Source organism: Streptomyces telluris (assembly GCF_024519335.1).
Lineage (GTDB): Bacteria > Actinomycetota > Actinomycetes > Streptomycetales > Streptomycetaceae > Streptomyces > Streptomyces telluris.
On record NZ_JANIID010000028.1, the window covers coordinates 91,440 to 113,359 of the forward strand.

Here is a 21,920-nt window from a genome sequence, read left to right on the forward strand (position 1 = left end):
CGGGCAGGGCGCAGGATTGGGCCCGGCCCGCACGGGCACGAGCACGGGCACGATGAGTACGCGGACGTGGACATGCCGAAAAGCGGGGACACGGGGGGCGCGCGATGAACGGGAACAGCACGGGCGCGGGCACGGCGGCCGCGGCCGCCGGGGCCTTCGAAGCCGTCGGGGCCGTCGCGGCGGCCGGCGGCATGACGCCGCCGGGAGCGGGCACCGGATGGCGCCGCGGCGCCGGCGTCGCGGGAGCGGCTCTGGGCGTCCTGGCCGCGGGAGCCGCGGTCGGCGTGGCGGTCGAGCGGCTGACGGTCGGGCGCGGCATGCGCCGCGACGCCCGGCTGGCCCTGGACTCGGCGGGCCCGTACGGGACGCTGCGCGGGACGCCGGGCTCGGCGGTCGCGGAGGACGGCACGCAGCTCTACTACGAGGTCGACGAGCCGGAGCAGGCGCGCGAGGAAGCGGAGGGCTCCGCCTCCCGGCGGCTGTTCGGCGGCCGCCGTACGCCCGCCGCGCCGCCCCTGACGGTCGTCTTCAGCCATGGCTACTGTCTCAGCCAGGACTCCTGGCACTTCCAGCGCGCGGCCCTGCGGGCCGCCGGAATCCGCGCGGTCTTCTGGGACCAGCGCAGCCACGGCCGCTCCGAGCGCAGCCGTACGGGCGCCGTCTCCATCGACCTCTTCGGCCGCGACCTCAAGGCCGTCATCGACGCCGCGGCCCCCGAGGGACCGCTGGTGCTCGTGGGGCACTCGATGGGCGGCATGACGACGATGGGGCTGGCCGCGCAGTACCCCGGCCTGATCGCCGGGCGCGTCGTCGGCGCGGCCTTCCTCGGCACGTCCTCGGGCGGGCTCGCCGAGAACACCTACGGCCTGCCGGCCGCCGGGATGGCCCTGGTCCGGCGGCTCGTCCTGCCGGGCGCCTTCAAGCTGATGGCCGCCCGGCCCGAGCTGATCGAGAAGGGCCGCCGGGCCACGTCCGACCTGTTCGCGGGCGTCCTGCGGTGGTACTCGTTCGGGTCCAAGGACGTGGACCCGGCGGTCGTGCGGTTCGCGGAACGGCTGATCGAGGCCACGCCGGTCGACGTCGTCGCCGCGTTCTACCCGGTCTTCGCCGAGCACGAGAAGCGGGAGGCGCTGCGCGCCTTCGACGGCCTGCCGGTGGTCGTCGCGGCGGGCGACAAGGACCTCCTCACGCCCCGCGAGCACAGCGAGGCCATCGCGGAGGCCCTGCCGGGCGCCCGGCTCCTCATCCTGGAGGACACCGGGCACCTGGTGATGCTGGAGCGGCACGAGGTGGTCACCGCCCAGCTGGCCGAGCTGCTCGCCGCGGCGGCCGGCGGCGGAGCCCTGGGGCGCGGGGAGTGCGCGGCGGCGGGGGCGCGCGGCCGCGCCTGAAACGCGCCGGGACCGCCCGGCCCCGTACCATCGGCGGGTATGAGCGCCCAGCCTGACATCACCGCCGCCACCACCACGACCAGCACAGAGCTCACGGTCAAGACCGCCGACGCCATGCGGGAGGTGGGCCGCCGGCTGGCCGGCCTGCTGCGCCCCGGCGACCTGGTGCTGCTCACCGGCGAGCTCGGCGCGGGCAAGACGACGCTGACCCGCGGGCTCGGCGAGGGCCTGGGCGTCCGTGGCGCGGTCACCTCCCCGACGTTCGTCATCGCGCGCGTGCACCCCCACCTCGGCGGCGGCCCGGCGCTCGTCCACGTCGACGCCTACCGGCTGTCCGGCGGTCTGGACGAGATGGAGGACCTGGACCTCGACGTCTCCCTCCCCGAGTCCGTGATCGTCGTGGAGTGGGGCGACGGCAAGGTCGAGGAGCTCTCGGAGGACCGGCTGCACGTCGTCATCCACCGCGCCGTGGGCGCGAGCGCCGCGGACGCGGCGGATGTGGCCCATGCGGCGGAGGACGCCGATGACGTGCGGAGCGTCCGGGTGGCGGGCGTGGGGGCGCGCTGGGCGGGCGTGGACCTGTCACCGCTCGGCTGAGGAAACGGCCGGGTAACAGCTGAGACGGCTGAGGAACCCGCCCCGCTGTACGTTCCGACAAGCCGTCGGCAAGATGTTGCGTCGGCGGCTGCGGGCGTGGTCACATGGTAGGCAGAGACATGGTTAGGTCTACCTAACCTTGCCCGATGCCCCCCAGGAGGCACCATGCCGGCCCCAGAGCAGCCGCAGTCCGGGACCCGCTCGGAAGAGCGGCCTCCGTCGACGTCGATGCGCGACCTGCTGGCTTCCTGCGCGGCGGCGGACGCGGTGTCGAAACCGCCGCGGGCGCCCGGTGCGCCGGAGGCGCAGGGCGACGACGAGGCGGCGCCCGGCGCGCAGGACGCCGCATAAATCCAGCCCGTCCGGCGTTTGAGGACGAGCGCGTTCAGCGCGACAGGGGGTCCGGGGGCTTGCCCCGGTTACGGGAAGGGGCGGGTAGGGGAAAAGACCCCCTACGCGACCACGACCACCTTCGTCCCGTTCAAAGCGAAGTCCCACATGGCCCGCCCATCGGCCGGCATCTCCCGAACCGCACCCGTCTTCTTCCCCGCCGCCGCCGGATCCGGCAGCGACCCGTCCACCGCCGCGCTGAAGCCGAAGACGACCCCCGCCGGATTGCGGTGGAACCGCACCACGTGCTCGATGGCCTTGCCGTCGGACCCCGTGCCCGTGGCGTCCCGCGAGGTCACCGCGTAGGGCCCCGGAACCGGGTTCACCGCACTCGGCGCCACCTCGAAGCTGTGCGTCGCCTTGCCGTCCGCGCCGACCAGCCACACCCGCTTCTGCCCGAGCGCGTAGACGACCCGCTTGCCGGTGCCGGAGCCCGCGGGCACGTCCGGGAGGGCGGCCTTCGCGCCCGCGTCCTTGCCGGAACCGGTGCCGGAATCCGCCGGTGCGCCGTCCTTGCCTTTGTCCTCGCCCTTGCCGGAGGCGCCCGCGCCCGCAGCGTGCGAGGAGTGCGGCTTGTCGGGAGCGGCCTCGGCCTGGACGGCGAGGAAACCGACGCCCGCGAGGGCCGCCGCGGTGAGCGCGGCCACGAAGACCCCCGAGCTGCTGCGTGCCACGGCTGCGCACCCTTCTCAGGACCGCCGGTCCTGGTCCTACGTACATATAGATACGGCGTTGCGGCTGACCGTAGCACCCGCCCGCGCCCCCGCCGCGCCGTCGGCCCGGCCCACGCGCGGCCCAGGTGCGCACCGTCCGCCCCACGGTGAGCCGTAGTCTGTCAGTGTGCTGCTGCTCGCTCTTGATACCGCCACGCCCGCCGTCACCGTCGCCCTCCACGACGGCGACAAAGTCATCGCCGAATCGCGTCAGGTCGACGCGCGCCGGCACGGTGAGCTGCTGCTTCCCGCCGTCGACCGGGTGCTCGGCGAAGCGGGCCGCAAGCTCGACGCCGTGACGGACATCGTGGTCGGCGTCGGCCCCGGCCCGTACACCGGCCTGCGGGTCGGCATCGTCACCGCCGCCACCTTCGGCGCCGCGCTCGGCGTGCCCGTCCGCGGCCTGTGCTCGCTCGACGGTCTCGCGTACGCGGCCGGGCAGGCGGGGCTGGAGGGCGAGTTCGTCGTGGCGACGGACGCCCGCCGCAAGGAGGTCTACTGGGCGCGGTACGCCGACGCACGTACCCGCGTCACCGAGCCCTCCGTGGACCGCCCCGGCGACCTCACCGAGAAGCTGGCCGGCCTGACCGTCGTCGGCGCGGGCGCCGTGCTCTACGCCGACTCCTTCACGGACGTGCGGGCCGACATGCCCGAGCACCAGTCCGCGGGCGCCCTGGCCTCCCTCGCCGCGGAGCGCCTGCGCACGGGCGGCGAGTTCCTGCCGGACCAGCCGCTCTACCTGCGCCGCCCCGACGCCCAGGTGCCCGCCAACTACAAGGTGGTCACCCCCAAGTGACCGTGAACGTGCGTGTCCGCGAGATGCGCTGGTGGGACATCGGGCCGGTGCTGGAGCTGGAGCGCGCGCTCTTCCCGGACGACGCCTGGTCCAAGGGCCTGTTCTGGTCCGAGCTGGCCCACGCGCGCGGCGCGGGCGCCACCCGCCGCTACGTCGTCGCCGAGAACGACGAGGGCCGCGTCGTCGGCTACGCGGGCCTCGCCGCGATCGACGGCACCGGCGACGTCCAGACCATCGCCGTCTCCCAGGACCAGTGGAGCACGGGCCTCGGCTCCCGCCTCCTCGGCGAGCTCCTGACCGCCGCGACCGACTTCGAGTGCCGCGAGGTGCTCCTCGAAGTGCGCGTCGACAACACCCGGGCGCAGCGCCTGTACGAACGCTTCGGCTTCGAGGCGGTGGGCGTGCGCCGCGGCTACTACCAGCCCGGCAACATCGACGCCCTCGTGATGCGCCTCTCCGATCCCCTCTCCGCAGTGCAAGGAATGACCCATGGCTCGCAAGGCTGACGAACCCCTCGTCCTCGGCATCGAGACCTCGTGCGACGAGACCGGCGTCGGCATCGTCCGCGGGCACACGCTGCTCGCCGACGCCGTCGCCTCCAGCGTGGACGAGCACGCCCGCTTCGGCGGCGTCGTCCCGGAGGTGGCGAGCCGCGCCCACCTGGAGGCGATGGTCCCGACCATCCAGCGCGCCCTGAAGGAGGCCGGCGTCTCCGCGCAGGACCTCGACGGCATCGCGGTCACCGCGGGCCCCGGGCTCGCCGGCGCCCTGCTCGTCGGCGTCTCGGCGGCCAAGGCGTACGCGTACGCCCTCGGCAAGCCGCTCTACGGCGTCAACCACCTCGCCTCGCACATCTGCGTCGACCAGCTGGAGCACGGCCCGCTGCCCGAGCCGACGATGGCGCTGCTGGTCAGCGGCGGCCACTCGTCCCTCCTCCTGGCCCCCGACATCACCTCGGACGTCCGCCCCCTCGGCTCGACGATCGACGACGCGGCCGGCGAGGCCTTCGACAAGGTCGCCCGCGTGCTGAACCTCGGCTTCCCCGGCGGCCCGGTCATCGACCGCTACGCCCGCGAGGGCAACCCCGACGCGATCCGCTTCCCGCGCGGCCTGACCGGCTCGCGCGACCCGATTTACGACTTCTCCTTCTCCGGCCTGAAGACGGCCGTGGCCCGCTGGATAGAGGCCAAGCGGGCGGCGGGCGAGGACGTGCCGGTCGCGGACGTCGCCGCGTCGTTCCAGGAGGCCGTCGTGGACGTCCTCACGCGCAAGGCCGTCCGCGCGTGCAAGGACGAGGGCGTCGACCACCTGATGATCGGCGGCGGCGTCGCGGCGAACACGCGGCTGCGGGCGATGGCGCAGCGCCGCTGCGAGGACGCGGGCATCACGCTGCGCGTGCCGCGGCCGAAGCTGTGCACGGACAACGGGGCGATGGTGGCGGCGCTGGGCGCGGAGATGGTGGCGCGGGGGCGCGCGGCGTCGTCGTGGGACCTGTCGGCGGACTCGTCGCTGCCGGTGACGGAGACGCACGTGCCGGGGGAGGAGCACGAGCACGGACACGACCACGGGCATGGGCACTCCCACTCCCACTCCCACTCCCATGATCACGACCACGTCCACGAACTGAGCAGGAAGAACCTGTACGAGTCGTGAAGCTGCCGCCACCACCCCCGCCCTGGCACCTGAGGGTGGTGTGCAGTACGTCTACGCGGTCGCGTATCTGATCCTGGCGGGCGGGGCGGTGATCCCGGCGCTGCTGGTTCCGCTCCCTCAACCTCCGGTAGCGGCAAAGGGCGATGCGGCCTGAGCGCCGCGCTCCGGGCTTCGGGGGTCGGGTCCCGAGCCCTCTTTCCGAGGAACGGGTGGGTGATAACCCACCCACCCTCCCTTCCTCGCGTACGCGAGGGCCAACGGCCGCACATACCACACGAGTTCACTTTGGGCGACCGGGTTGCAACGAACCGTCACGGGCCTCTAGCGTTCGCAGCAACAAATCAGCCCCGGCTGGTGCGCCAACACCGAACCGGGGCTTGACCATCAAGATCGAAAGAGACTCGATCCCATGGCTGAGGCCAACTCTAGCGCCGCCGCGCTGCCCGCACAGGTGCACCCTCAGGCGAAGCCGGGCTACGGTAAACGATCCGCCCCCGGCCAGCGCCGCCGCACCGCCGAAGACTTCGCACACCTCCCGCCCCGCGAGGCGTCGATCGCCGCGTTCATCGACCGCCTGCCCGAAGGTGCGGCCATGGATGCGAAAACACTTGCGGCGCACCTCCCGAACTACGGCCAGGCGGCCTGCCGCACGGCACTGCGCCGGCTGTCGCTGGAAGGCCACCTGCGCAGGGTGACGGAGCGGATCAAGGGTGACGGCGGCAGCACGCACTGGGTGACGCGGACGTACTTCTCGCGCACGGCGAGGGACGACGAGTGGTGGGCGGAGTTCCAGGCGGGAAACGTTCCGAGGTCGCGCACGCAACCGCCGCGGCAGTCGTTACCGTCAGAAAAGCCGCCCCGCTCACAGGCGTACGAGGCCCTCGCGACAGCGGGTCGCATGGATCCCCGCATGACCCTGTCTGCGGCGGACTGCGCCGCCCTGGAGCCCCTCGCAGAGGAATGGCTGGCCAGGGGTGCGACTCCCGCTGACATCGCCCGCGAACTCACCGCCGGCCTGCCGCCGGAAGTCCACCACGGCGCAGCGCTGGCCCGCCGTCGCCTCAGGGACAAGCTCCCGCCCGAGCGGTCGGCGCCACCGCTGCCGGACCGGACCCTCCGCATCCTGGAGTGCACGGTCTGCCGCACCCCGGGCCGTCCGGAGGCCCTCCCGGGCGGCCTCTGCCGCCCCTGCCGCGGCGAGTCGCTCCCCGACCTTCCCCAGGCCGTCCCCCCGACAGAAATTCACCGCCGGGCCGCCGCCATCCGCGTAAACCTCCGCACCCTCGAAAGGAGCAGCACGTGAGTGTTCAGGAGCTACGCCGGGTCATAGGGGCACCATTGAGGGGAGGAGGCGACGCCATGACACCTGCTACGCCCGCTGCCCCGGACTGGCATCAGCTGCCCGAAGATGACTTCGAACAGCTTGCCCACCATGCGCCGGAAGGCGTGAAGCTCGAACTCATCAAGGGAAAGCTAGAGGTCAAGCCGGTGCCGGATGGTGCCCATGGGGCGATCATCATGTGGATGCTCAGGCAGTGCATGCAGCAGCGCCCTGAGCTGGATCTCATCCCGGAACAGCAACTGAAGGCCGAGAGCTACCGCAAGGGTCGGGCCATCACCGACGCCACCCTCGCTCCCATCGATCATTTCGCCGCCTCCGGCGAGTGGGCCGACCCGGCCGGCGCCTTGATGGTCGTGGAGGTCACCTCCCACGATTCGGACACGGACCGGCGAGACCGTAACGAGAAGCGCGACGGCTACGCCGAGGCGGACATCCCGGTCTACCTCCTCGTCGATCGGCAGGCGCACACGGTCGTCGTCCACAGTGAGCCGAAGGACGGCACCTACCAGGTGTGCACGCCGTACCCGTACGGCGACACCGTCAAGCTCCCGGCCCCGGTCGGCATCACTCTGGAGACCGAGAAACTGAAGGACTACGCCGACTGATCCGGGCCGAGGTGGGTGACGCCGTCGCTCGTGTCACTCACCTCGAACGCCGTCGGCCCGCGGAAGACGTTCCCGGGTACCTGCCCCGCCGCCTGCGAAGGCGCCCCGTACTTCTCGACCAGGGCCTTCAACTCCTCCGCCGCGGGCTCCCGCTGGTCCGTGGGGAGGCTCTCCAGGAGGGTCTCGAAGCGGTCCTGCCAGACGGCCTCCTGGCGGTCGCGGGTGCGCTCCGTCCGGCCGGACCGGGCCGCGGTGTCCAGGGCGGCGGCCGTGCGGTCGAGCCGTTCCAGTTCTCCGTGCTCGCGCGTGGCGTCGCCGCGGCCGAACCACCGGGCGACCCGTTCCCGGAGCCCGGTCCACGCGTCGGTTCCCGCCGTCCGTACGACCGCCGTACCGCCCGCCGCGGCCGCCTCCGTCAGTGCCTCGCTCAGCATCCCGCTCGCCCCCGTCGTCCCCGTGGTCCCCGTCAACGTGTCCGTGCCGGACGCGACGCACGCTAGCGCCGAACCGGTCGTCGCAGCGTCCGTTCGGCGGGAAATACGACCGGTTGCCCGGTGGCGGATCCGCGCTACTCGGAGTCCCGGGCGAGTTCGAGCGCCAGGGACTGCAGGATCTCCTCCGTCGGCGCCTCGGGCGTCGTCTCGTCGTAGGCGTCCGCGACCGCCTCGAAGGCCAGCATCAGACCGCTGATCAGCGCGCTCATGGGCGCGGAGAGCTGGTTCAGCACGGCGAGCCCCACCTCGCGCGCCTCCGCGCCGACCGGCACCATGAACTCGTCCGGGATCACCTCGCCGAGGAGGGACGACACGTAGTCCGTCCCCACGCCGCCGCGCAGGGCCGTGAGCGCCGCGATGGCCTTGAGCTTGATCTCGTTCTCGTTCAGGTTCTTGCTCATGGGGCGAGCGTAGGAGGAACGGACCGCCTAAGCGCGGATCTCCCGCCCCAGCAGCATCACGGGCGCTCCCGCCGCCCGGGTCAGCACGATCACGCAGGAGTTCGGTCCGGCGAGCTTCAGCTTCTTGCGGAGGTCCTCCGGCTCCACCGCCGAGCCCCGCTTCTTGATGACGGCGACGCCGATGCCCCGCTCGCGCACCACGGCCTTGAGCTTCTTCAGGTTGAACGGGAGGACGTCCGTGATCTCGTACGCCGACGCGTAGTCCGTCGCCCGCAGCTCGTCGCTCGTCACGTACGCGATCGTCTCGTCGATCAGCCCGCCGCCGTCCAGCGCGGCCGCCACGTCCGCCACCAGGTGCGCGCGGATCACGGCACCGTCCGGCTCGTACACGTACCGTCCCACCGGTCGTACCGCCGGGTCGGGCAGCCCGGCGCCCACCAGCGAGTGCCCGCCCGGCAGCAGGGTCGCCCGCCGCGCGCCCGGTGCCGTGCCGAACCACAGCACGGCCTCCTTCACGTCGCCGCCGTCCGAGATCCACTCGGCCTCGGCGTCGTCCGGGACCGCCTCGTGGGGCACCCCGGGAGCGATCTTGAGGGCGGCGTGCGGGGCCTTCCGGGCGGCTTCGACCGCCCACGACAGCGGCGGCGAGTACGCCTCCGGGTCGAAGATGCGGCCGCGCCCGCCACGCCGAGCCGGGTCGACGAACACCGCGTCGTAGCCCGAGGTGTCCACGTCGGCGACGTCGGCGCAGCGCACCTCGATGAGGTCGGAAAGGCCCAGCGCTTCGGCGTTCGCGCGGGCCACCTCGCAGGTCAGCGGGTCGCGGTCGACGGCGAGGACGCGGATGCCCAGGCGCGCCAGCGCGATCGCGTCGCCGCCGATGCCGCAGCACAGGTCGGCCACGGAGCGGACGCCGAGCGCGGCGAACCGGCCGGCCCGGTATTCGGCCACGGACCGCCGCGTCGACTGCTCCACGCCGTTCGGCGTGAAGAACATCCGGTACGCGTCCTCCGCACCGAACTTCGCCACGGCCCGCTGCCGCAGCCGGGCCATGCCGAGCGCCGCCGAGACGAGCTCCGCGGGGTGGTCGCGGCGCAGCCGGGTCGCCGTGGCCAGTTCCCGGGCGGGGTCGTGGTCGCGCAGCCCGGCGAGCAGGCCGCGGCCCTCGTCCGTGAGGAGGGCGGTGAAGGCGGCAACGGCGGCCCCCGACGCGTCCGGTTCGTCCCGGGCGTTCGGCTTGTTCGGCTCGTTCGGTTCGTTCTGTGCTGGCACCCGGCCATTCTTGCCCAGGCCTTCGCCCGGGCCTCCTCCCCGCCCCTCCGACAGGCCCCCCTTCCGCCCGGTCTGCCCGGCTCGAACACATGCACAACAATCAGAGGTGTGAGCTCCCCTGTATCCGGCCCGATATCCGCCCGCCCGTCCGCCCGTGCCGCCGCCGCGGGCACGCTCCTGCTGGCCCTGCTCCTCAGCGGCTGCTCCGGTTCCTCCGGTGGCGGCAAGGGAACGGCGTCCGCGTCCCCCTCTGCGCGTACGGACGCGGCGTCCTCGCCCTCGGCCCCGGCCGTCCCGGACGCCGCCGCCTACCGCCGCTGGGGCCTGGACAAGCCCCTCGCCGCGCCGCCCGCCCCGCCGGCCGCCAGGCTGACGGACGGGATGAAGGCCGGCGCCGCGCCCAAGGTGATCCGGCGTGTGCCCACCCAGGACAAGGTCGTCTTCCTGACCTTCGACGACGGGGCGGAGAAGGACCCGGAATTCGTGGAGATGGCCAAGGACCTGAAGCTGCCCTTCACGATGTTCCTCACCGACGACATCGCCCGCGCGGGCAGCGGCTACGGCTACTTCGAGCAGCTGCGGGGCGAGGGGAACCGCAACGGCATCCACAACCACACCCTCTCCCACCCCAACCTCCGCACCCTCTCCGCCGACGCGCAGCGCCGCGAGGTCTGCGGCCAGCAGGACGCCCTGGAGAAGCGGTACGGGAGCAAGCCGCCGTTCTTCCGCCCGCCCTACGGCAACTACAACGACGCCACCCTCGCCGCGGCCAGCAGCTGCGGGGTGAAGGCGCTGCTGCTGTGGGAGGCGACGATGCAGATCAACGACATGCGCTACGCGGACGGCGGGAAGCTGCGCTCCGGCGACATCGTCCTCGCCCACTTCCGCGGCCCCTCGGAGCTCAAGGGCACGACCATGACGCGGATGGTCACCAACATGCTGCGCAGCATCGAGCGGCAGGGGTTCACGGTGGCGCGCCTGGAGGACTACGTCTAGGCCGGGTGCCGGGTGCCGGGTGCCGGACGCGCCGCACGGGTCGTACGCGCCGCATGAGAATCCGGAGGATTACGACCCGCGGCCCGCGGGCAGATCCACCTCCGCGCCGGAACGCCGGAACGCGCCGCCCCGACCGGCCGGGTGCCTTACCCCCAGGGGTGAACCGCAGGCTCGCCGCACGGCGAATTGGCACTCCGCTTGACCGAGTGCTAACCGCGTCATAGTCTCGGCTCCGTTGGCACTCTCCACCCGGGAGTGCCAAACGCAGCGACGGGCAGAATCCGGCACCCGCGACGACGGATCCTCCTGGTCGCCACCTCAGACAGATAACCCCGTGAATCTCCGAAGGGGGAGGTCGGATCGTGACGACCGCCAGCTCCAAGGTTGCCATCAAGCCGCTTGAGGACCGCATCGTGGTCCAGCCGCTCGACGCCGAGCAGACCACGGCCTCTGGCCTGGTTATTCCGGACACCGCCAAGGAGAAGCCCCAGGAGGGCGTCGTCCTGGCCGTGGGCCCGGGCCGCTTCGAGGAGGGCAACCGTCTTCCGCTCGACGTGAACGTCGGCGACGTCGTGCTCTACAGCAAGTACGGCGGCACCGAGGTGAAGTACAACGGCGAGGAGTACCTCGTTCTCTCGGCTCGCGACGTGCTCGCGATCATCGAGAAGTAATTCACCCCGTTTGATGTGATCTGCGCCCTGGTTCCCGTGTGTATATGCCGCCGGGGTCCGGGGCGCGGTTCGTTTGAGAGGACTTGAAGCAACCATGGCGAAGATCCTGAAGTTCGACGAGGACGCCCGTCGCGCCCTCGAGCGCGGTGTCAACAAGCTGGCGGACACGGTCAAGGTGACGATCGGCCCCAAGGGCCGCAACGTCGTCATCGACAAGAAGTTCGGTGCCCCGACCATCACCAACGACGGCGTCACCATCGCCCGTGAGGTCGAGATCGAGGACCCGTACGAGAACCTGGGCGCCCAGCTCGTCAAGGAGGTGGCGACCAAGACCAACGACATCGCGGGTGACGGCACCACCACCGCGACCGTCCTGGCCCAGGCGCTGGTCCGCGAGGGTCTGCGCAACGTCGCCGCCGGCGCCTCCCCGGCCGCCCTGAAGAAGGGCATCGACGCCGCGGTCAAGGCCGTCTCCGACGAGCTGCTCGCGACCGCCCGTCCGATCGAGGACAAGGCCGACATCGCGGCCGTCGCCGCCCTGTCCGCCCAGGACAAGCAGGTCGGCGAGCTCATCGCCGAGGCGATGGACAAGGTCGGCAAGGACGGTGTCATCACCGTTGAGGAGTCGAACACCTTCGGTCTGGAGCTGGACTTCACCGAGGGCATGGCCTTCGACAAGGGTTACCTGTCGCCCTACATGGTCACCGACCAGGAGCGCATGGAGGCCGTCCTCGAGGACCCGTACATCCTCATCCACCAGGGCAAGATCTCCTCGATCCAGGACCTGCTGCCCCTGCTGGAGAAGATCATCCAGGGTGGCTCCTCCAAGCCGCTGCTGATCATCGCCGAGGACGTCGAGGGCGAGGCCCTCTCCACCCTCGTCGTCAACAAGATCCGTGGCACCTTCAACGCCGTGGCCGTCAAGGCCCCGGGCTTCGGCGACCGCCGCAAGGCGATGCTGGGCGACATGGCCACCCTGACCGGCGGCACCGTCGTCGCCGAGGAGGTCGGCCTCAAGCTCGACCAGGTCGGCCTGGACGTGCTGGGCTCCGCCCGCCGCGTGACCATCACCAAGGACGACACCACCATCGTCGACGGTGGCGGCAACTCCGAGGACGTCCAGGGCCGCGTCGCCCAGATCAAGGCCGAGATCGAGGCCACGGACTCCGACTGGGACCGCGAGAAGCTCCAGGAGCGCCTCGCCAAGCTCGCCGGCGGCGTCTGCGTCATCCGCGTGGGTGCGGCCACCGAGGTCGAGCTCAAGGAGAAGAAGCACCGTCTGGAGGACGCCATCTCCGCGACCCGCGCCGCGGTCGAGGAGGGCATCGTCTCCGGTGGTGGCTCCGCGCTCGTCCACGCCGTCAAGGTGCTCGAGGGCAACCTGGGCAAGGAGGGCGACGAGGCCACCGGTGTCGCCGTCGTCCGCCGCGCCGCCGTCGAGCCGCTGCGCTGGATCGCCGAGAACGCCGGCCTCGAGGGCTACGTCATCACCTCCAAGGTGGCGGAGCTCGACAAGGGCCAGGGCTTCAACGCCGCGACCGGCGAGTACGGCGACCTGGTGAAGGCCGGCGTCATCGACCCGGTCAAGGTCACCCGCTCCGCCCTGGAGAACGCCGCGTCCATCGCGTCGCTGCTGCTCACGACCGAGACCCTGGTCGTCGAGAAGCCGGCCGACGAGGAGCCCGAGGCCGGCCACGGCCACGGTCACTCGCACTGACGCCAAGGCACTGCCTCTGAGGCACAGGCCCTGAGGCACTGACCTCACGCCGCACGGCGGCCGCAGTCCGGAGCCCGGCACCCCTGGTGGGTGCCGGGCTCCGGCCGTTCGTCCGCCCGTTCGTCCAGCCGTTCATCCGGTCGTTCATCCGGCCGTTCACGGGTGCCCGCGGTTCACACCGGGCCCGCCTCCAGCTGCCCCATCAGCCGCATCAGGTCGTAGAACCACCAGCTCTCGGCGATCTTCCCGTCCTGGAAGCGGAAGATGGTGGTGCCCGTCATGAGCACTTCCTGCCCGGTGGGCTGGTGGCCCATGAAGTCGCCCTGGTGCGTGCCCCGCCAGGTCCAGCGCGTGGCGACCTCGTCGCCGTCGGCGATCTGGGAGTGGAGGGTGAAGGAGAAGTCGAACGCCTCCCGCCAGCCTTCGACGTCGGAGCGGATGACGTCCCGGCCGGTCATGTCGGGTTCGGGCTTGCCCATGTCGTGGTCGAGGTGGTCGGCGGCGATGAGCTCGTCGATCAGGCCGAGATCGCCGTCCCGCGCCACCTCGTCGAAGAAGCGGCGGGCCGCGGCCTTGTTGAGCTGCTCGTCGCGGACCACGTCCAGGTCGGTGAAGGTCGGCTCCCCGTCGCAGAGCGCGACCATCTCGGCGAAGATGCGGTCGGTCTCGGGGAGCTTCGAGTTGCGCATCGCGTCCTCGTAGGAGGGGAACTCCACGATCTCCACGTAGTGGTCGCCCCGTGCGCGGTCCTTGCCCACGATCGAGTGCGTGGCGGTGCGCTTCCCCTCGGTCGCGGCGACCCAGTCGTTCATCAGCCGGTTCATGTCGTCGTACCGGCTCGTCTTGCAGTCGATGATCTGTACGAAAGTCATGGCGCCTCCCGGGTGATATATCCAGGTTAGTCCTGAATGGATCACCCGGGAGGGCGGGATTCTCCGCTGCGGCGGAGAATGCGGCGGAGAGGGCGGCCCGCTGCTTCGGTCCGCTACTTCGGCCCGTACTTGCGGCCCGTCGACGACGACGCCCGCGACACCACCCTGCGCGGCGCCAGCTTCATCAGGCCCGTCATGGCCTTGTACCGCGGGTCGGGCACCGACAGCGACTTGCCCTGCGACAGGTCCCGCAGGGCGGCCGTCACCACCTTGTCGGCGTCCAGCCAGAGCCAGCCGGGCACGTTCTCCGTGCCCATCCCGGCGCGCTGGTGGAACTCGGTCCGTACGAAACCGGGGCACAGCGCCATCATCCGCACCCCGCTTCCGGCCAGGTCGCGCGCGGCACCCTGGGTGAACTGCACGACCCAGGACTTGCTCGCGCCGTACGTGCCGCGCGGGACGAACGCGGCCACCGACGCCACATTGATCACCGCGCCGCGCTTGCGCTCCCGCATCACCTCGGCCGCCGCGGACGTCAGCCGCAGCACCGCCTCGCAGTGGACCTTGAGCATCTTGAGCTCGTCGGCGAGGGGCACCTCCAGATAGCCGCCCTTGTTGCCGAACCCGGCGTTGTTGACCAGCAGGTGCACCGGGCGCTCGCGGTCGCGCAGGCGCGCCTCGACCGCCTCGATGCCCTCCTCCTCGGCGAGGTCCGCGCTCAGGACTTCCACCTCCACGCCGTGCCGGTCGTGGAGCTCGGTCGCATGGCGGCCGAGCCGCTCCTCGTCACGGGCCACGAGAACGAGGTCGTGTCCGTCGCCCGCCAGGCGGCGCGCGAACGCGGCGCCGATCCCGGCCGTTGCCCCAGTGATCAATACAGTCGTCATACCGGCACGTTAGAGCCCGTCGACGGCGCTCGCCGAAGCCGTACGGCGTTTTGACGGCGGGTCGGGCGCTGATTGACGGTCACGGGGCGGCGGCCGGGCCGCTCCGGACGCCCGGTCGGGGGCGCGCCGCCGCCCGCCCGGCCCGCCGCCGGAGCCGCTTCGCAGGCCTCAGAGGCTCGCCCGGTACGCCAGCGCCTTCTCGCGCGTACCGGCCGTAAGGGCGTCCCCGGCTGCCAGAACGTCGGGGAGGAGGGCCCGCTCGACGGTGCCGGCGCGGAAGAGGAAGGAGACCGTGACGTGGTGGGCGGGGCGGTGGACGACGGTGACGGGGTCGCCCGCGCGGATCTCGCCCGGCTCTATCACCCGAAGGTAGGCGCCGGGGGCTGCCTCCTGGGTGAACCGCTTGATCCAGCCCGCCTCGCCGAGCCACGTGGCGAACGTCCGGCAGGGGATGCGGGGAGCGCTGACTTCGAGCACCAGATCGGCACCGATGCGCCAGCGCTCGCCTATCAGCGCGCCGTTGACGTCGAGACCGCTGGTGGTGAGGTTCTCGCCGAAGGAGCCGTTGGGCAGGGGGCGGCCGAGCTCCTGCTCCCAGCGGTCGAGATCCTCGCGCGCGAACGCGTACACCGCCTGGTCGTCCCCGCCGTGGTGGCGCAGGCTGACGATCTCGTCGCCCGCGAGGCCGCTGCCGCCCACGCCCTTGGGGCCCGGCGCGGCCACGGCGACCGGCCCCTCGACGGGGCGCTTGTCGATTCCGGTGGCCATGCCGGCCTCGAAGCCGGGCGCGCCCGGGAGGTCCGCCGTACCGGCGCGGCCCACATTCACGGAGAGGAGGTGCATGGACCGAGATTACTCGCTGCAACTCAAAGTGACCAGGGGGTAAGTCGCGACTTCCCCAAGGTTGCCTTATGCTCGCAGCATGATCGAGGCTCGTCATCTGAGGGTGCTGCGCGCGGTGGCCCTGACCGGTTCCTTCTCCGCCGCGGCGCGCGAGCTGGGCTGCACCCAGCCCGCCGTCAGTCAGCAGATGAAGGCGCTGGAGCAGTCCACGGGCACGCCCCTGCTGGTGCGCACGGGCCGGGAGATGCGCCTGACCCAGGCCGGCACGGCCCTCGTCCGGCACGCCTCCGGGATCCTGGCCGGGCTGACCGCCGCAGAGGAGGAGATCGCGGCCATCGCCGGGCTGCGCGCGGGCCGGGTGCGGCTCGTGTCCTTCCCCAGCGGCAGCTCGACGCTCGTGCCCGGCGCGCTCGCACAGATGCGGGCGGCGCACCCGGGCACCGAGATCTCCCTGGTGGAGGCCGAGCCCCCGCGCTCGGTGGAGATGCTGCGCGACGGCGAGTGCGAGATCGCGCTGGCCTTCCGCTACCCGGACGTCCGGGGGTCGGATCCGGCCGCCGGCGCGGAGTGGGAGGACCTCGTCGTCCGCCCGCTGCTGACCGACCGGCTCATCGGCGTGGTCCCGGAGGGGCACCGGCTGGCGGGGGCGGAGCGCATCGGCATCACCGACCTGGCCGAGGAGCCGTGGATCGCGGGCTGCCCGCGCTGCCGGCGGCATCTGGTGGAGGTCTGCGAGAGCGCCGGGTTCACCCCTCGCATCGACTTCGCGACCGACGACTACCCAGCGGTGTTCGGCCTGGTCGGCGCGGGGCTGGGCGTCGCGGTGATGCCGGAGCTGGCGCTGGAGTCCGTCCGCCCCAAGGGCGCGCGGGTGGTTCCGGTGGAGCCCGCGGTGCACCGTGAGATCGTCGCCCTGACCCTGCCGGACCTGGCGCGGGTGCCGGCGGTGGACGCGATGCTGGACAAACTGGCGGGGACGGCCGGGCGCTGAGCGGGGCCCGGCGCCCCGGTCGCCGGTCAGTCCCGCGCCCCGGGCGGGCGGCGCCCCGGCGCGGGTCTGCGGGCCGGCCGCGGTCGGGGCTCCTTATGAGCCGGCCGCGGCGACGGCTCTGTGTCGCGCGCGGCCCATCAGCTCCTCGCGCTCGTCCTCGGTGAGGCCGCCCCACACGCCGTAGGGCTCCCGCACGGCCAGCGCGTGCGCCGCGCATTCGGCGCGCACCGGGCAGCGCATGCACACCTCTTTCGCGGAGGTCTCGCGCGCGCTGCGGGCGGCGCCGCGCTCACCCTCCGGGTGGAAGAACAGCGAGCTGTCGACCCCGCGGCAGGCGGCCAGGAGCTGCCAGTCCCACAGGTCGGCGTTGGGACCGGGAAGCCGGGAGAAATCTGCCATTGCCATCCCCTCGAAGCGAACGGTCTGCCGTGCGGATGTAAATATGACTGATTGCGAATCTAGTCATAGACGCCAGCAAATGGGAAGAAAAACTGCTCCGCATGGGCAAATGGGGCATATCTCAGTTGTGACACGGGCGGGGCGGGGGTGTGACAGGGGTGGTGTGCCGGGCGCCCCCAATGCGCCCTGCTCCGTGTCCGCGCCCTCACGTAGAGTGCCGAACGTGCTCGACCGACCCCGTAACTCTTTCGGGTGACCGTCGTTGAGAGGGCGGAGGCGGTTGACGGATGAAGCAGTCGGGCAGGTGTCCGACCCGGCGCCAGAGTCGTCGATCGCACAGGTGACGATCAGTACCAGCCTGGAGGCTCAAGGTGACGCGCATCAGCTGCGGAGGACGGTCATGACATCCGTCCTCGTCTGCGACGATTCCCCGCTTGCCCGCGAGGCGCTCCGCCGCGCGGTGGCGACCGTGCCCGGCGTCGAGCGTGTGACGACGGCAGCCAACGGCGAGGAAGTCCTCCGCCGCTGGGGAGCCGATCGTTCGGATCTGATTCTGATGGACGTACGCATGCCCGGTCTCGGTGGAGTCGAGACCGTGCGGCGGCTGCTGTCCGCGGACCCCGGGGCCCGCATCATCATGCTCACCGTCGCCGAGGACCTCGACGGTGTCGCGCTCGCGGTCGCCGCCGGAGCGCGGGGCTATCTGCACAAGGACGCCTCGCGCGCCGAGCTGCGGGCCACCGTGACGCAGGCCCTCGCCGACCCGACCTGGCGGCTCGCCCCGCGCCGGCTGCGCTCGGCCGAGATGGGCGCCGCACCCACGCTCACCGCGCGCGAGATCCAGGTGCTCGAAGGCATGAGCCACGGCCGCTCGAACGCGGAGATCGGACGGGAGCTCTTCCTCTCGGAAGACACCGTCAAGACGCACGCCAGGCGCCTGTTCAAAAAGTTGGGCGCATCGGACCGGGCGCACGCCGTGGCGCTCGGATTCCGCTGGGGCCTGGTCCGCTAGGCGCCTGACGTGCAGCGCAGCGGGGGAGTGGCGTACCCCGCCCGTCCCCGAGCGGGCGGGGCGGGGTGCCGGGGCTGCCCGTCCCGCTGCACGTTTCCCGCGCGCTGCCGCATCCTTGGAGTATGGAGTTCCTCGGGGACGGCTCGGTCGGGCGTGATGGGAGGGCGCGGGAAATGACTGCCGGCGCACCCGCTCACAACGCATCGGTACAGGACTACGGACGGGACCACGGGCGGGACTGCGCACAGGGTCACGGACTCGGTGCCACGGAAAGTCCGACTTCAAGGCACCATGGACCGATGCGCGAAGACGATGCGAAGGGGTCCCCGGCGGCGGCCGCCCCGGGAGAGATCGGCGCCCTCGTAGCCCGCGCCGTCGAGGGTGACCGGCGGGCCACCCACGACCTGCTGGCCCTCGTGCACCCCCTCGCGCTGCGCTACTGCCGCACCCGGCTGTCGCGGCTGCCGGGTGATGCCCGCCACTTCGTGGACGACCTCGCACAGGAGGTCTGTCTCGCCGTGCTCTGCGCCCTGCCCCGCTACCGCGACACCGGGCGCCCCTTCGAGGCCTTCGTCGTGGCCATCGCCGCGCACAAGGTCGCCGATCTCCAGCGGGCCGCCATGCGCCACCCCGGCAGCACGGCCGTGCCCTCCGACGAGATGCCCGAGCAGCCGGACGATTCGCTCGGGCCGGAGGAGCGGGCCCTGCTCAGCAGCGATGCGGAGTGGGCCAAGAAGCTCCTCGCAAGCCTCCCGGAGAACCAGCGCGAGCTGGTCCTGCTGCGGGTCGCCATCGGCATGACCGCCGAGGAGACGGGGCAGATGCTGGGCATGTCGCCGGGTGCGGTGCGGGTCGCGCAGCACCGGGCGCTCAGCAGGCTGCGCGCGCTGGCCGAGCAGTAGGGCCGGCCGGGCAGGAGACCCGAGGGCCACCACGGCCCGTCTTCGTACGAATCTCCAAGTGACGCGATCCTCAGCCGTCGTGGAATGGGACACGTGTGGCGGCCGTTAGCATGGGAGTCCGCGCTGGGGCAAGACCATTTGGGAAGGTGTCATGACTGACAACGTCGACGGAATGCCCGGGAAATTCGCGATGCTCGGTCTGACTTACGACGACGTCCTGCTGCTGCCGGGCGCTTCGGAGGTCCTGCCGAACGCCGTCGACACCTCTTCCCGGGTCTCGCGCAACGTCCGGGTGAACATCCCGCTGATGTCGGCGGCGATGGACAAGGTCACCGAGGCGCGCATGGCCATCGCCATGGCCCGCCAGGGCGGCGTGGGCGTCCTGCACCGCAATCTCTCCATCGAGGACCAGGCCAACCAGGTCGACCTGGTCAAGCGCTCCGAGTCCGGCATGGTCACCGACCCGATCACGGTCCGCCCGGACGCCACCCTCGCCGACGCGGACGCGCTCTGCGCCCGCTTCCGCATCAGCGGCGTGCCGGTCACCGACCCGGCCGGCAAGCTCCTCGGCATCGTCACCAACCGCGACATGGCCTTCGAGGTCGACCGCAGCCGCCAGGTGCGCGAGGTCATGACGCCGATGCCGCTGGTCACGGGCAAGGTCGGGATCTCCGGCGAGGACGCCATCGAGCTGCTCCGCCGCCACAAGATCGAGAAGCTGCCGCTGGTCGACGAGTCCGGTGTGCTCAAGGGCCTCATCACGGTCAAGGACTTCGTCAAGGCCGAGCAGTACCCGAACGCCGCCAAGGACGCCGAGGGCCGTCTGATCGTCGGTGCCGCCGTGGGCGTCGGTGACGAGGCCTACGAGCGCGCCCAGGCCCTCGTCGAGGCCGGTGCCGACTTCCTGGTCGTCGACAGCGCCCACGGCCACAGCCGCGGCATCCTCGACATGATCGCCAAGGTCAAGTCCAACATCAGCGTCGACGTCGTCGGCGGCAACGTCGCCACCCGCGACGGCGCCCAGGCGCTCATCGACGCCGGTGTCGACGGCGTCAAGGTCGGCGTCGGCCCGGGCTCGATCTGCACCACCCGCGTCGTCGCCGGCATCGGCGTCCCGCAGGTCACCGCGATCTACGAGGCCGCGCAGGCGTGCCACGCCGCGGGCGTGCCGATGATCGGCGACGGCGGCCTGCAGTACTCGGGCGACATCGCCAAGGCGATCGCCGCCGGTGCCGACGCGGTGATGCTCGGCTCGCTGCTCGCGGGCTGCGAGGAGTCGCCGGGCGAGATGGTCTTCATCAACGGCAAGCAGTTCAAGTCCTACCGGGGCATGGGCTCGCTGGGCGCCATGCAGTCGCGCGGCCAGGCCCGCTCCTTCTCCAAGGACCGCTACTTCCAGGACAACGTCCTCTCCGAGGACAAGCTCGTCCCCGAGGGCATCGAGGGCCAGGTGCCCTACCGCGGCCCGCTGGGCTCGGTGGCCCACCAGCTCATCGGCGGCCTGCGCGCCTCCATGGGCTACGTCGGCTCCGCCAACATCCAGGAGCTCAAGGACAAGGGCACCTTCGTCCGCATCACGTCGGCGGGCCTCAAGGAGAGCCACCCGCACGACATCCAGATGACGGTGGAGGCGCCGAACTACTCCCGCCGGTAGTTCTTACTGCCACCGGTAGTAGTACGCGTTTAAAGCATTTTTACGGAGCCCGCGACCGCTCAGGCCGCGGGCTCCGCCGCGTCGGGGATACTGGATGCGGCAGGACGTAGAAGGAAAGGCCACACACGTGACTGAGATCGAGATCGGGCGCGGCAAGCGCGGCCGCCGGGCGTACGCATTCGACGACATCGCCGTCGTCCCGAGTCGCCGTACCCGCGACCCGAAGGAGGTCTCGATCGCCTGGCAGATCGACGCCTACCGCTTCGAGCTGCCGTTCCTGGCCGCCCCGATGGACTCGGTCGTCTCGCCCGAGACCGCCATCCGCATCGGCGAGCTGGGCGGCCTGGGCGTCCTCAACCTCGAGGGCCTGTGGACCCGCTACGAGGACCCGGAGCCGCTGCTCGCCGAGATCGCCGAGCTGGACGAGACCGCCGCGACCAAGCGCCTCCAGGAGATCTACGCCGAGCCGATCAAGGAAGAGCTGATCGGCCAGCGCATCAAGGAGGTCCGCGACTCCGGTGTCGTGACCGCCGCCGCGCTCTCCCCGCAGCGCACCGCGCAGTTCTCCAAGGCCGTCGTCGACGCCGGCGTGGACATCTTCGTGATCCGCGGCACCACCGTCTCCGCCGAGCACGTCTCCGGCGCGGCCGAGCCGCTGAACCTCAAGCAGTTCATCTACGAGCTCGACGTGCCGGTCATCGTCGGCGGCTGCGCCACGTACACCGCCGCCCTGCACCTGATGCGCACGGGCGCGGCCGGTGTCCTCGTCGGCTTCGGCGGCGGCGCCGCGCACACCACCCGCAACGTCCTGGGCATCCAGGTCCCGATGGCGACCGCCGTGGCCGACGTGGCCGCCGCCCGCCGCGACTACATGGACGAGTCCGGCGGCCGCTACGTGCACGTCATCGCCGACGGCGGCGTGGGCTGGTCCGGCGACCTGCCCAAGGCCATCGCCTGCGGTGCCGACGCCGTGATGATGGGCTCCCCGCTCGCCCGCGCCACCGACGCGCCGGGCCGCGGCTTCCACTGGGGCATGGAGGCCGTCCACGAGGACGTGCCGCGCGGCAAGCGGATGAACCTGGGCACCGTCGGCTCCACCGAGGAGATCCTCACCGGTCCCTCGCACACCCCGGACGGCTCGATGAACATGTTCGGCGCCCTGCGCCGCGCCATGGCCACCACGGGCTACAGCGACCTCAAGGAGTTCCAGCGGGTCGAGGTGACGGTCGCGCCGTCGCAGCACGACAAGCGCTGACGCAGGCGCAGCGCGGCGGCGCGGTAGCGCAGCCGACAGCCCGAAGGGCCCGGACCGCAACGGCGGT

General features: G+C 71.9%; 24 protein-coding genes. 16 read left to right on the plus strand and 8 right to left on the minus strand.

The genetic code is table 11. From position 1 onward, the window contains the following. Positions 1 to 104: 104 nt before the first annotated feature. The 3 genes from NQU55_RS26440 to NQU55_RS26450 all read left to right on the plus strand — a co-directional run bounded on the left by NQU55_RS26440 (position 105) and on the right by NQU55_RS26450 (position 2,339). The gene (locus tag NQU55_RS26440; RefSeq protein WP_168096581.1) at positions 105 to 1,391 is read left to right on the plus strand and encodes an alpha/beta fold hydrolase; all 1,287 of its coding nucleotides are present in this window, start codon (positions 105 to 107) and stop codon (positions 1,389 to 1,391) included. Between the two features lie 39 nt (positions 1,392 to 1,430). Next, entirely contained in the window at positions 1,431 to 1,988 is a 558-nt protein-coding gene (tsaE, locus tag NQU55_RS26445; RefSeq protein ID WP_168096582.1) for a tRNA (adenosine(37)-N6)-threonylcarbamoyltransferase complex ATPase subunit type 1 TsaE, read from the plus strand. 165 nt (positions 1,989 to 2,153) lie between these two features. Continuing rightward, positions 2,154 to 2,339 carry a hypothetical protein gene (locus NQU55_RS26450; RefSeq protein WP_168096583.1) on the plus strand — a complete coding sequence of 62 codons (186 nt, stop codon included), beginning with the start codon at positions 2,154 to 2,156 and terminating at the stop codon, positions 2,337 to 2,339. Between the two features lie 101 nt (positions 2,340 to 2,440). Here the strand turns inward: NQU55_RS26450 and NQU55_RS26455 are convergent, their stop codons facing one another. Then, the gene (locus tag NQU55_RS26455; protein WP_256791293.1) at positions 2,441 to 3,052 is read right to left on the minus strand and encodes a hypothetical protein; all 612 of its coding nucleotides are present in this window, start codon (positions 3,050 to 3,052) and stop codon (positions 2,441 to 2,443) included. A gap of 166 nt (positions 3,053 to 3,218) precedes the next feature. Here NQU55_RS26455 and tsaB point away from each other — a divergent pair, with 166 nt between their 5' ends. From tsaB to NQU55_RS26480, 5 genes are all read left to right on the plus strand, one after another. After that, positions 3,219 to 3,887, plus strand: a complete 669-nt coding sequence (tsaB, locus tag NQU55_RS26460) for a tRNA (adenosine(37)-N6)-threonylcarbamoyltransferase complex dimerization subunit type 1 TsaB (RefSeq protein ID WP_168095707.1) — start codon at positions 3,219 to 3,221, stop codon at positions 3,885 to 3,887. A gap of 23 nt (positions 3,888 to 3,910) precedes the next feature. Beyond that, entirely contained in the window at positions 3,911 to 4,393 is a 483-nt protein-coding gene (gene rimI, locus NQU55_RS26465) for a ribosomal protein S18-alanine N-acetyltransferase (RefSeq protein WP_168095708.1), read from the plus strand. Continuing rightward, complete coding sequence (tsaD, locus tag NQU55_RS26470; RefSeq protein WP_168095706.1) at positions 4,377 to 5,540, plus strand: tRNA (adenosine(37)-N6)-threonylcarbamoyltransferase complex transferase subunit TsaD; 1,164 nt, start codon at positions 4,377 to 4,379, stop codon at positions 5,538 to 5,540. The genes rimI and tsaD overlap by 17 nt, the downstream gene beginning before the upstream one ends. 409 nt (positions 5,541 to 5,949) lie before the next feature. Continuing rightward, a complete protein-coding gene (locus tag NQU55_RS26475) occupies positions 5,950 to 6,843 on the plus strand; it encodes a hypothetical protein (RefSeq protein ID WP_168095705.1) in 894 nt (297 codons plus the stop codon). 56 nt (positions 6,844 to 6,899) lie between these two features. Then, positions 6,900 to 7,487: a Uma2 family endonuclease gene (locus NQU55_RS26480; RefSeq protein WP_168095704.1), complete on the plus strand. Its 588-nt coding sequence runs from the start codon at positions 6,900 to 6,902 to the stop codon at positions 7,485 to 7,487. On the opposite strand, the gene NQU55_RS26485 is transcribed toward NQU55_RS26480, so the two are convergent. The 3 genes from NQU55_RS26485 to NQU55_RS26495 form a co-directional block, all read right to left on the minus strand. Further along, positions 7,475 to 7,921: a hypothetical protein gene (locus NQU55_RS26485; RefSeq protein ID WP_168095703.1), complete on the minus strand. Its 447-nt coding sequence runs from the start codon at positions 7,919 to 7,921 to the stop codon at positions 7,475 to 7,477. The genes NQU55_RS26480 and NQU55_RS26485 overlap by 13 nt on opposite strands. 134 nt (positions 7,922 to 8,055) lie before the next feature. Next, positions 8,056 to 8,382, minus strand: coding sequence for a hypothetical protein (locus NQU55_RS26490; RefSeq protein ID WP_168095702.1), 327 nt, complete (start codon positions 8,380 to 8,382; stop codon positions 8,056 to 8,058). A 27-nt stretch (positions 8,383 to 8,409) separates the two neighbouring features. Then, positions 8,410 to 9,654, minus strand: a complete 1,245-nt coding sequence (locus tag NQU55_RS26495) for a THUMP-like domain-containing protein (RefSeq protein ID WP_168093456.1) — start codon at positions 9,652 to 9,654, stop codon at positions 8,410 to 8,412. Between the two features lie 108 nt (positions 9,655 to 9,762). Between NQU55_RS26495 and NQU55_RS26500 the strand changes: the two genes are divergently transcribed. The 3 genes from NQU55_RS26500 to groL all read left to right on the plus strand — a co-directional run bounded on the left by NQU55_RS26500 (position 9,763) and on the right by groL (position 13,038). Next, complete coding sequence (locus tag NQU55_RS26500) at positions 9,763 to 10,650, plus strand: polysaccharide deacetylase family protein (RefSeq protein ID WP_256791295.1); 888 nt, start codon at positions 9,763 to 9,765, stop codon at positions 10,648 to 10,650. Between the two features lie 362 nt (positions 10,651 to 11,012). After that, entirely contained in the window at positions 11,013 to 11,321 is a 309-nt protein-coding gene (gene groES / locus NQU55_RS26505; RefSeq protein WP_058046787.1) for a co-chaperone GroES, read from the plus strand. Positions 11,322 to 11,415: 94 nt separating this feature from the next. Then, entirely contained in the window at positions 11,416 to 13,038 is a 1,623-nt protein-coding gene (gene groL / locus NQU55_RS26510) for a chaperonin GroEL (RefSeq protein ID WP_058046786.1), read from the plus strand. A 173-nt stretch (positions 13,039 to 13,211) separates the two neighbouring features. Here groL and NQU55_RS26515 read toward each other — a convergent pair whose 3' ends face one another. From NQU55_RS26515 to NQU55_RS26525, 3 genes are all read right to left on the minus strand, one after another. Next, positions 13,212 to 13,910: an ester cyclase gene (locus NQU55_RS26515; protein ID WP_168093457.1), complete on the minus strand. Its 699-nt coding sequence runs from the start codon at positions 13,908 to 13,910 to the stop codon at positions 13,212 to 13,214. A 113-nt stretch (positions 13,911 to 14,023) separates the two neighbouring features. Next, entirely contained in the window at positions 14,024 to 14,797 is a 774-nt protein-coding gene (locus NQU55_RS26520) for an SDR family NAD(P)-dependent oxidoreductase (RefSeq protein WP_168093458.1), read from the minus strand. A gap of 168 nt (positions 14,798 to 14,965) precedes the next feature. Further along, on the minus strand, positions 14,966 to 15,640 hold the full coding sequence (locus tag NQU55_RS26525; RefSeq protein WP_168093459.1) for an MOSC domain-containing protein: 675 nt from the start codon (positions 15,638 to 15,640) through the stop codon (positions 14,966 to 14,968). A gap of 79 nt (positions 15,641 to 15,719) precedes the next feature. On the opposite strand from NQU55_RS26525, the gene NQU55_RS26530 reads away from it, so the two are divergent. Then, positions 15,720 to 16,631 carry a LysR family transcriptional regulator gene (locus tag NQU55_RS26530; protein ID WP_058046782.1) on the plus strand — a complete coding sequence of 304 codons (912 nt, stop codon included), beginning with the start codon at positions 15,720 to 15,722 and terminating at the stop codon, positions 16,629 to 16,631. A 93-nt stretch (positions 16,632 to 16,724) separates the two neighbouring features. Here the strand turns inward: NQU55_RS26530 and NQU55_RS26535 are convergent, their stop codons facing one another. Continuing rightward, positions 16,725 to 17,030, minus strand: a complete 306-nt coding sequence (locus tag NQU55_RS26535) for a WhiB family transcriptional regulator (protein ID WP_168093460.1) — start codon at positions 17,028 to 17,030, stop codon at positions 16,725 to 16,727. A 400-nt stretch (positions 17,031 to 17,430) separates the two neighbouring features. On the opposite strand from NQU55_RS26535, the gene NQU55_RS26540 reads away from it, so the two are divergent. From NQU55_RS26540 to NQU55_RS26555, 4 genes are all read left to right on the plus strand, one after another. Beyond that, positions 17,431 to 18,042: a response regulator transcription factor gene (locus NQU55_RS26540; protein WP_003948568.1), complete on the plus strand. Its 612-nt coding sequence runs from the start codon at positions 17,431 to 17,433 to the stop codon at positions 18,040 to 18,042. Between the two features lie 299 nt (positions 18,043 to 18,341). Continuing rightward, positions 18,342 to 18,944, plus strand: a complete 603-nt coding sequence (locus NQU55_RS26545; protein WP_168093461.1) for a sigma-70 family RNA polymerase sigma factor — start codon at positions 18,342 to 18,344, stop codon at positions 18,942 to 18,944. A 151-nt stretch (positions 18,945 to 19,095) separates the two neighbouring features. After that, positions 19,096 to 20,598 (plus strand): IMP dehydrogenase, encoded by a 1,503-nt coding sequence (gene guaB, locus NQU55_RS26550; protein WP_168093462.1) that lies wholly within the window; start codon positions 19,096 to 19,098, stop codon positions 20,596 to 20,598. Between the two features lie 127 nt (positions 20,599 to 20,725). After that, on the plus strand, positions 20,726 to 21,853 hold the full coding sequence (locus tag NQU55_RS26555) for a GuaB3 family IMP dehydrogenase-related protein (RefSeq protein WP_168093463.1): 1,128 nt from the start codon (positions 20,726 to 20,728) through the stop codon (positions 21,851 to 21,853). The last annotated feature ends 67 nt before the right edge of the window (positions 21,854 to 21,920 follow it).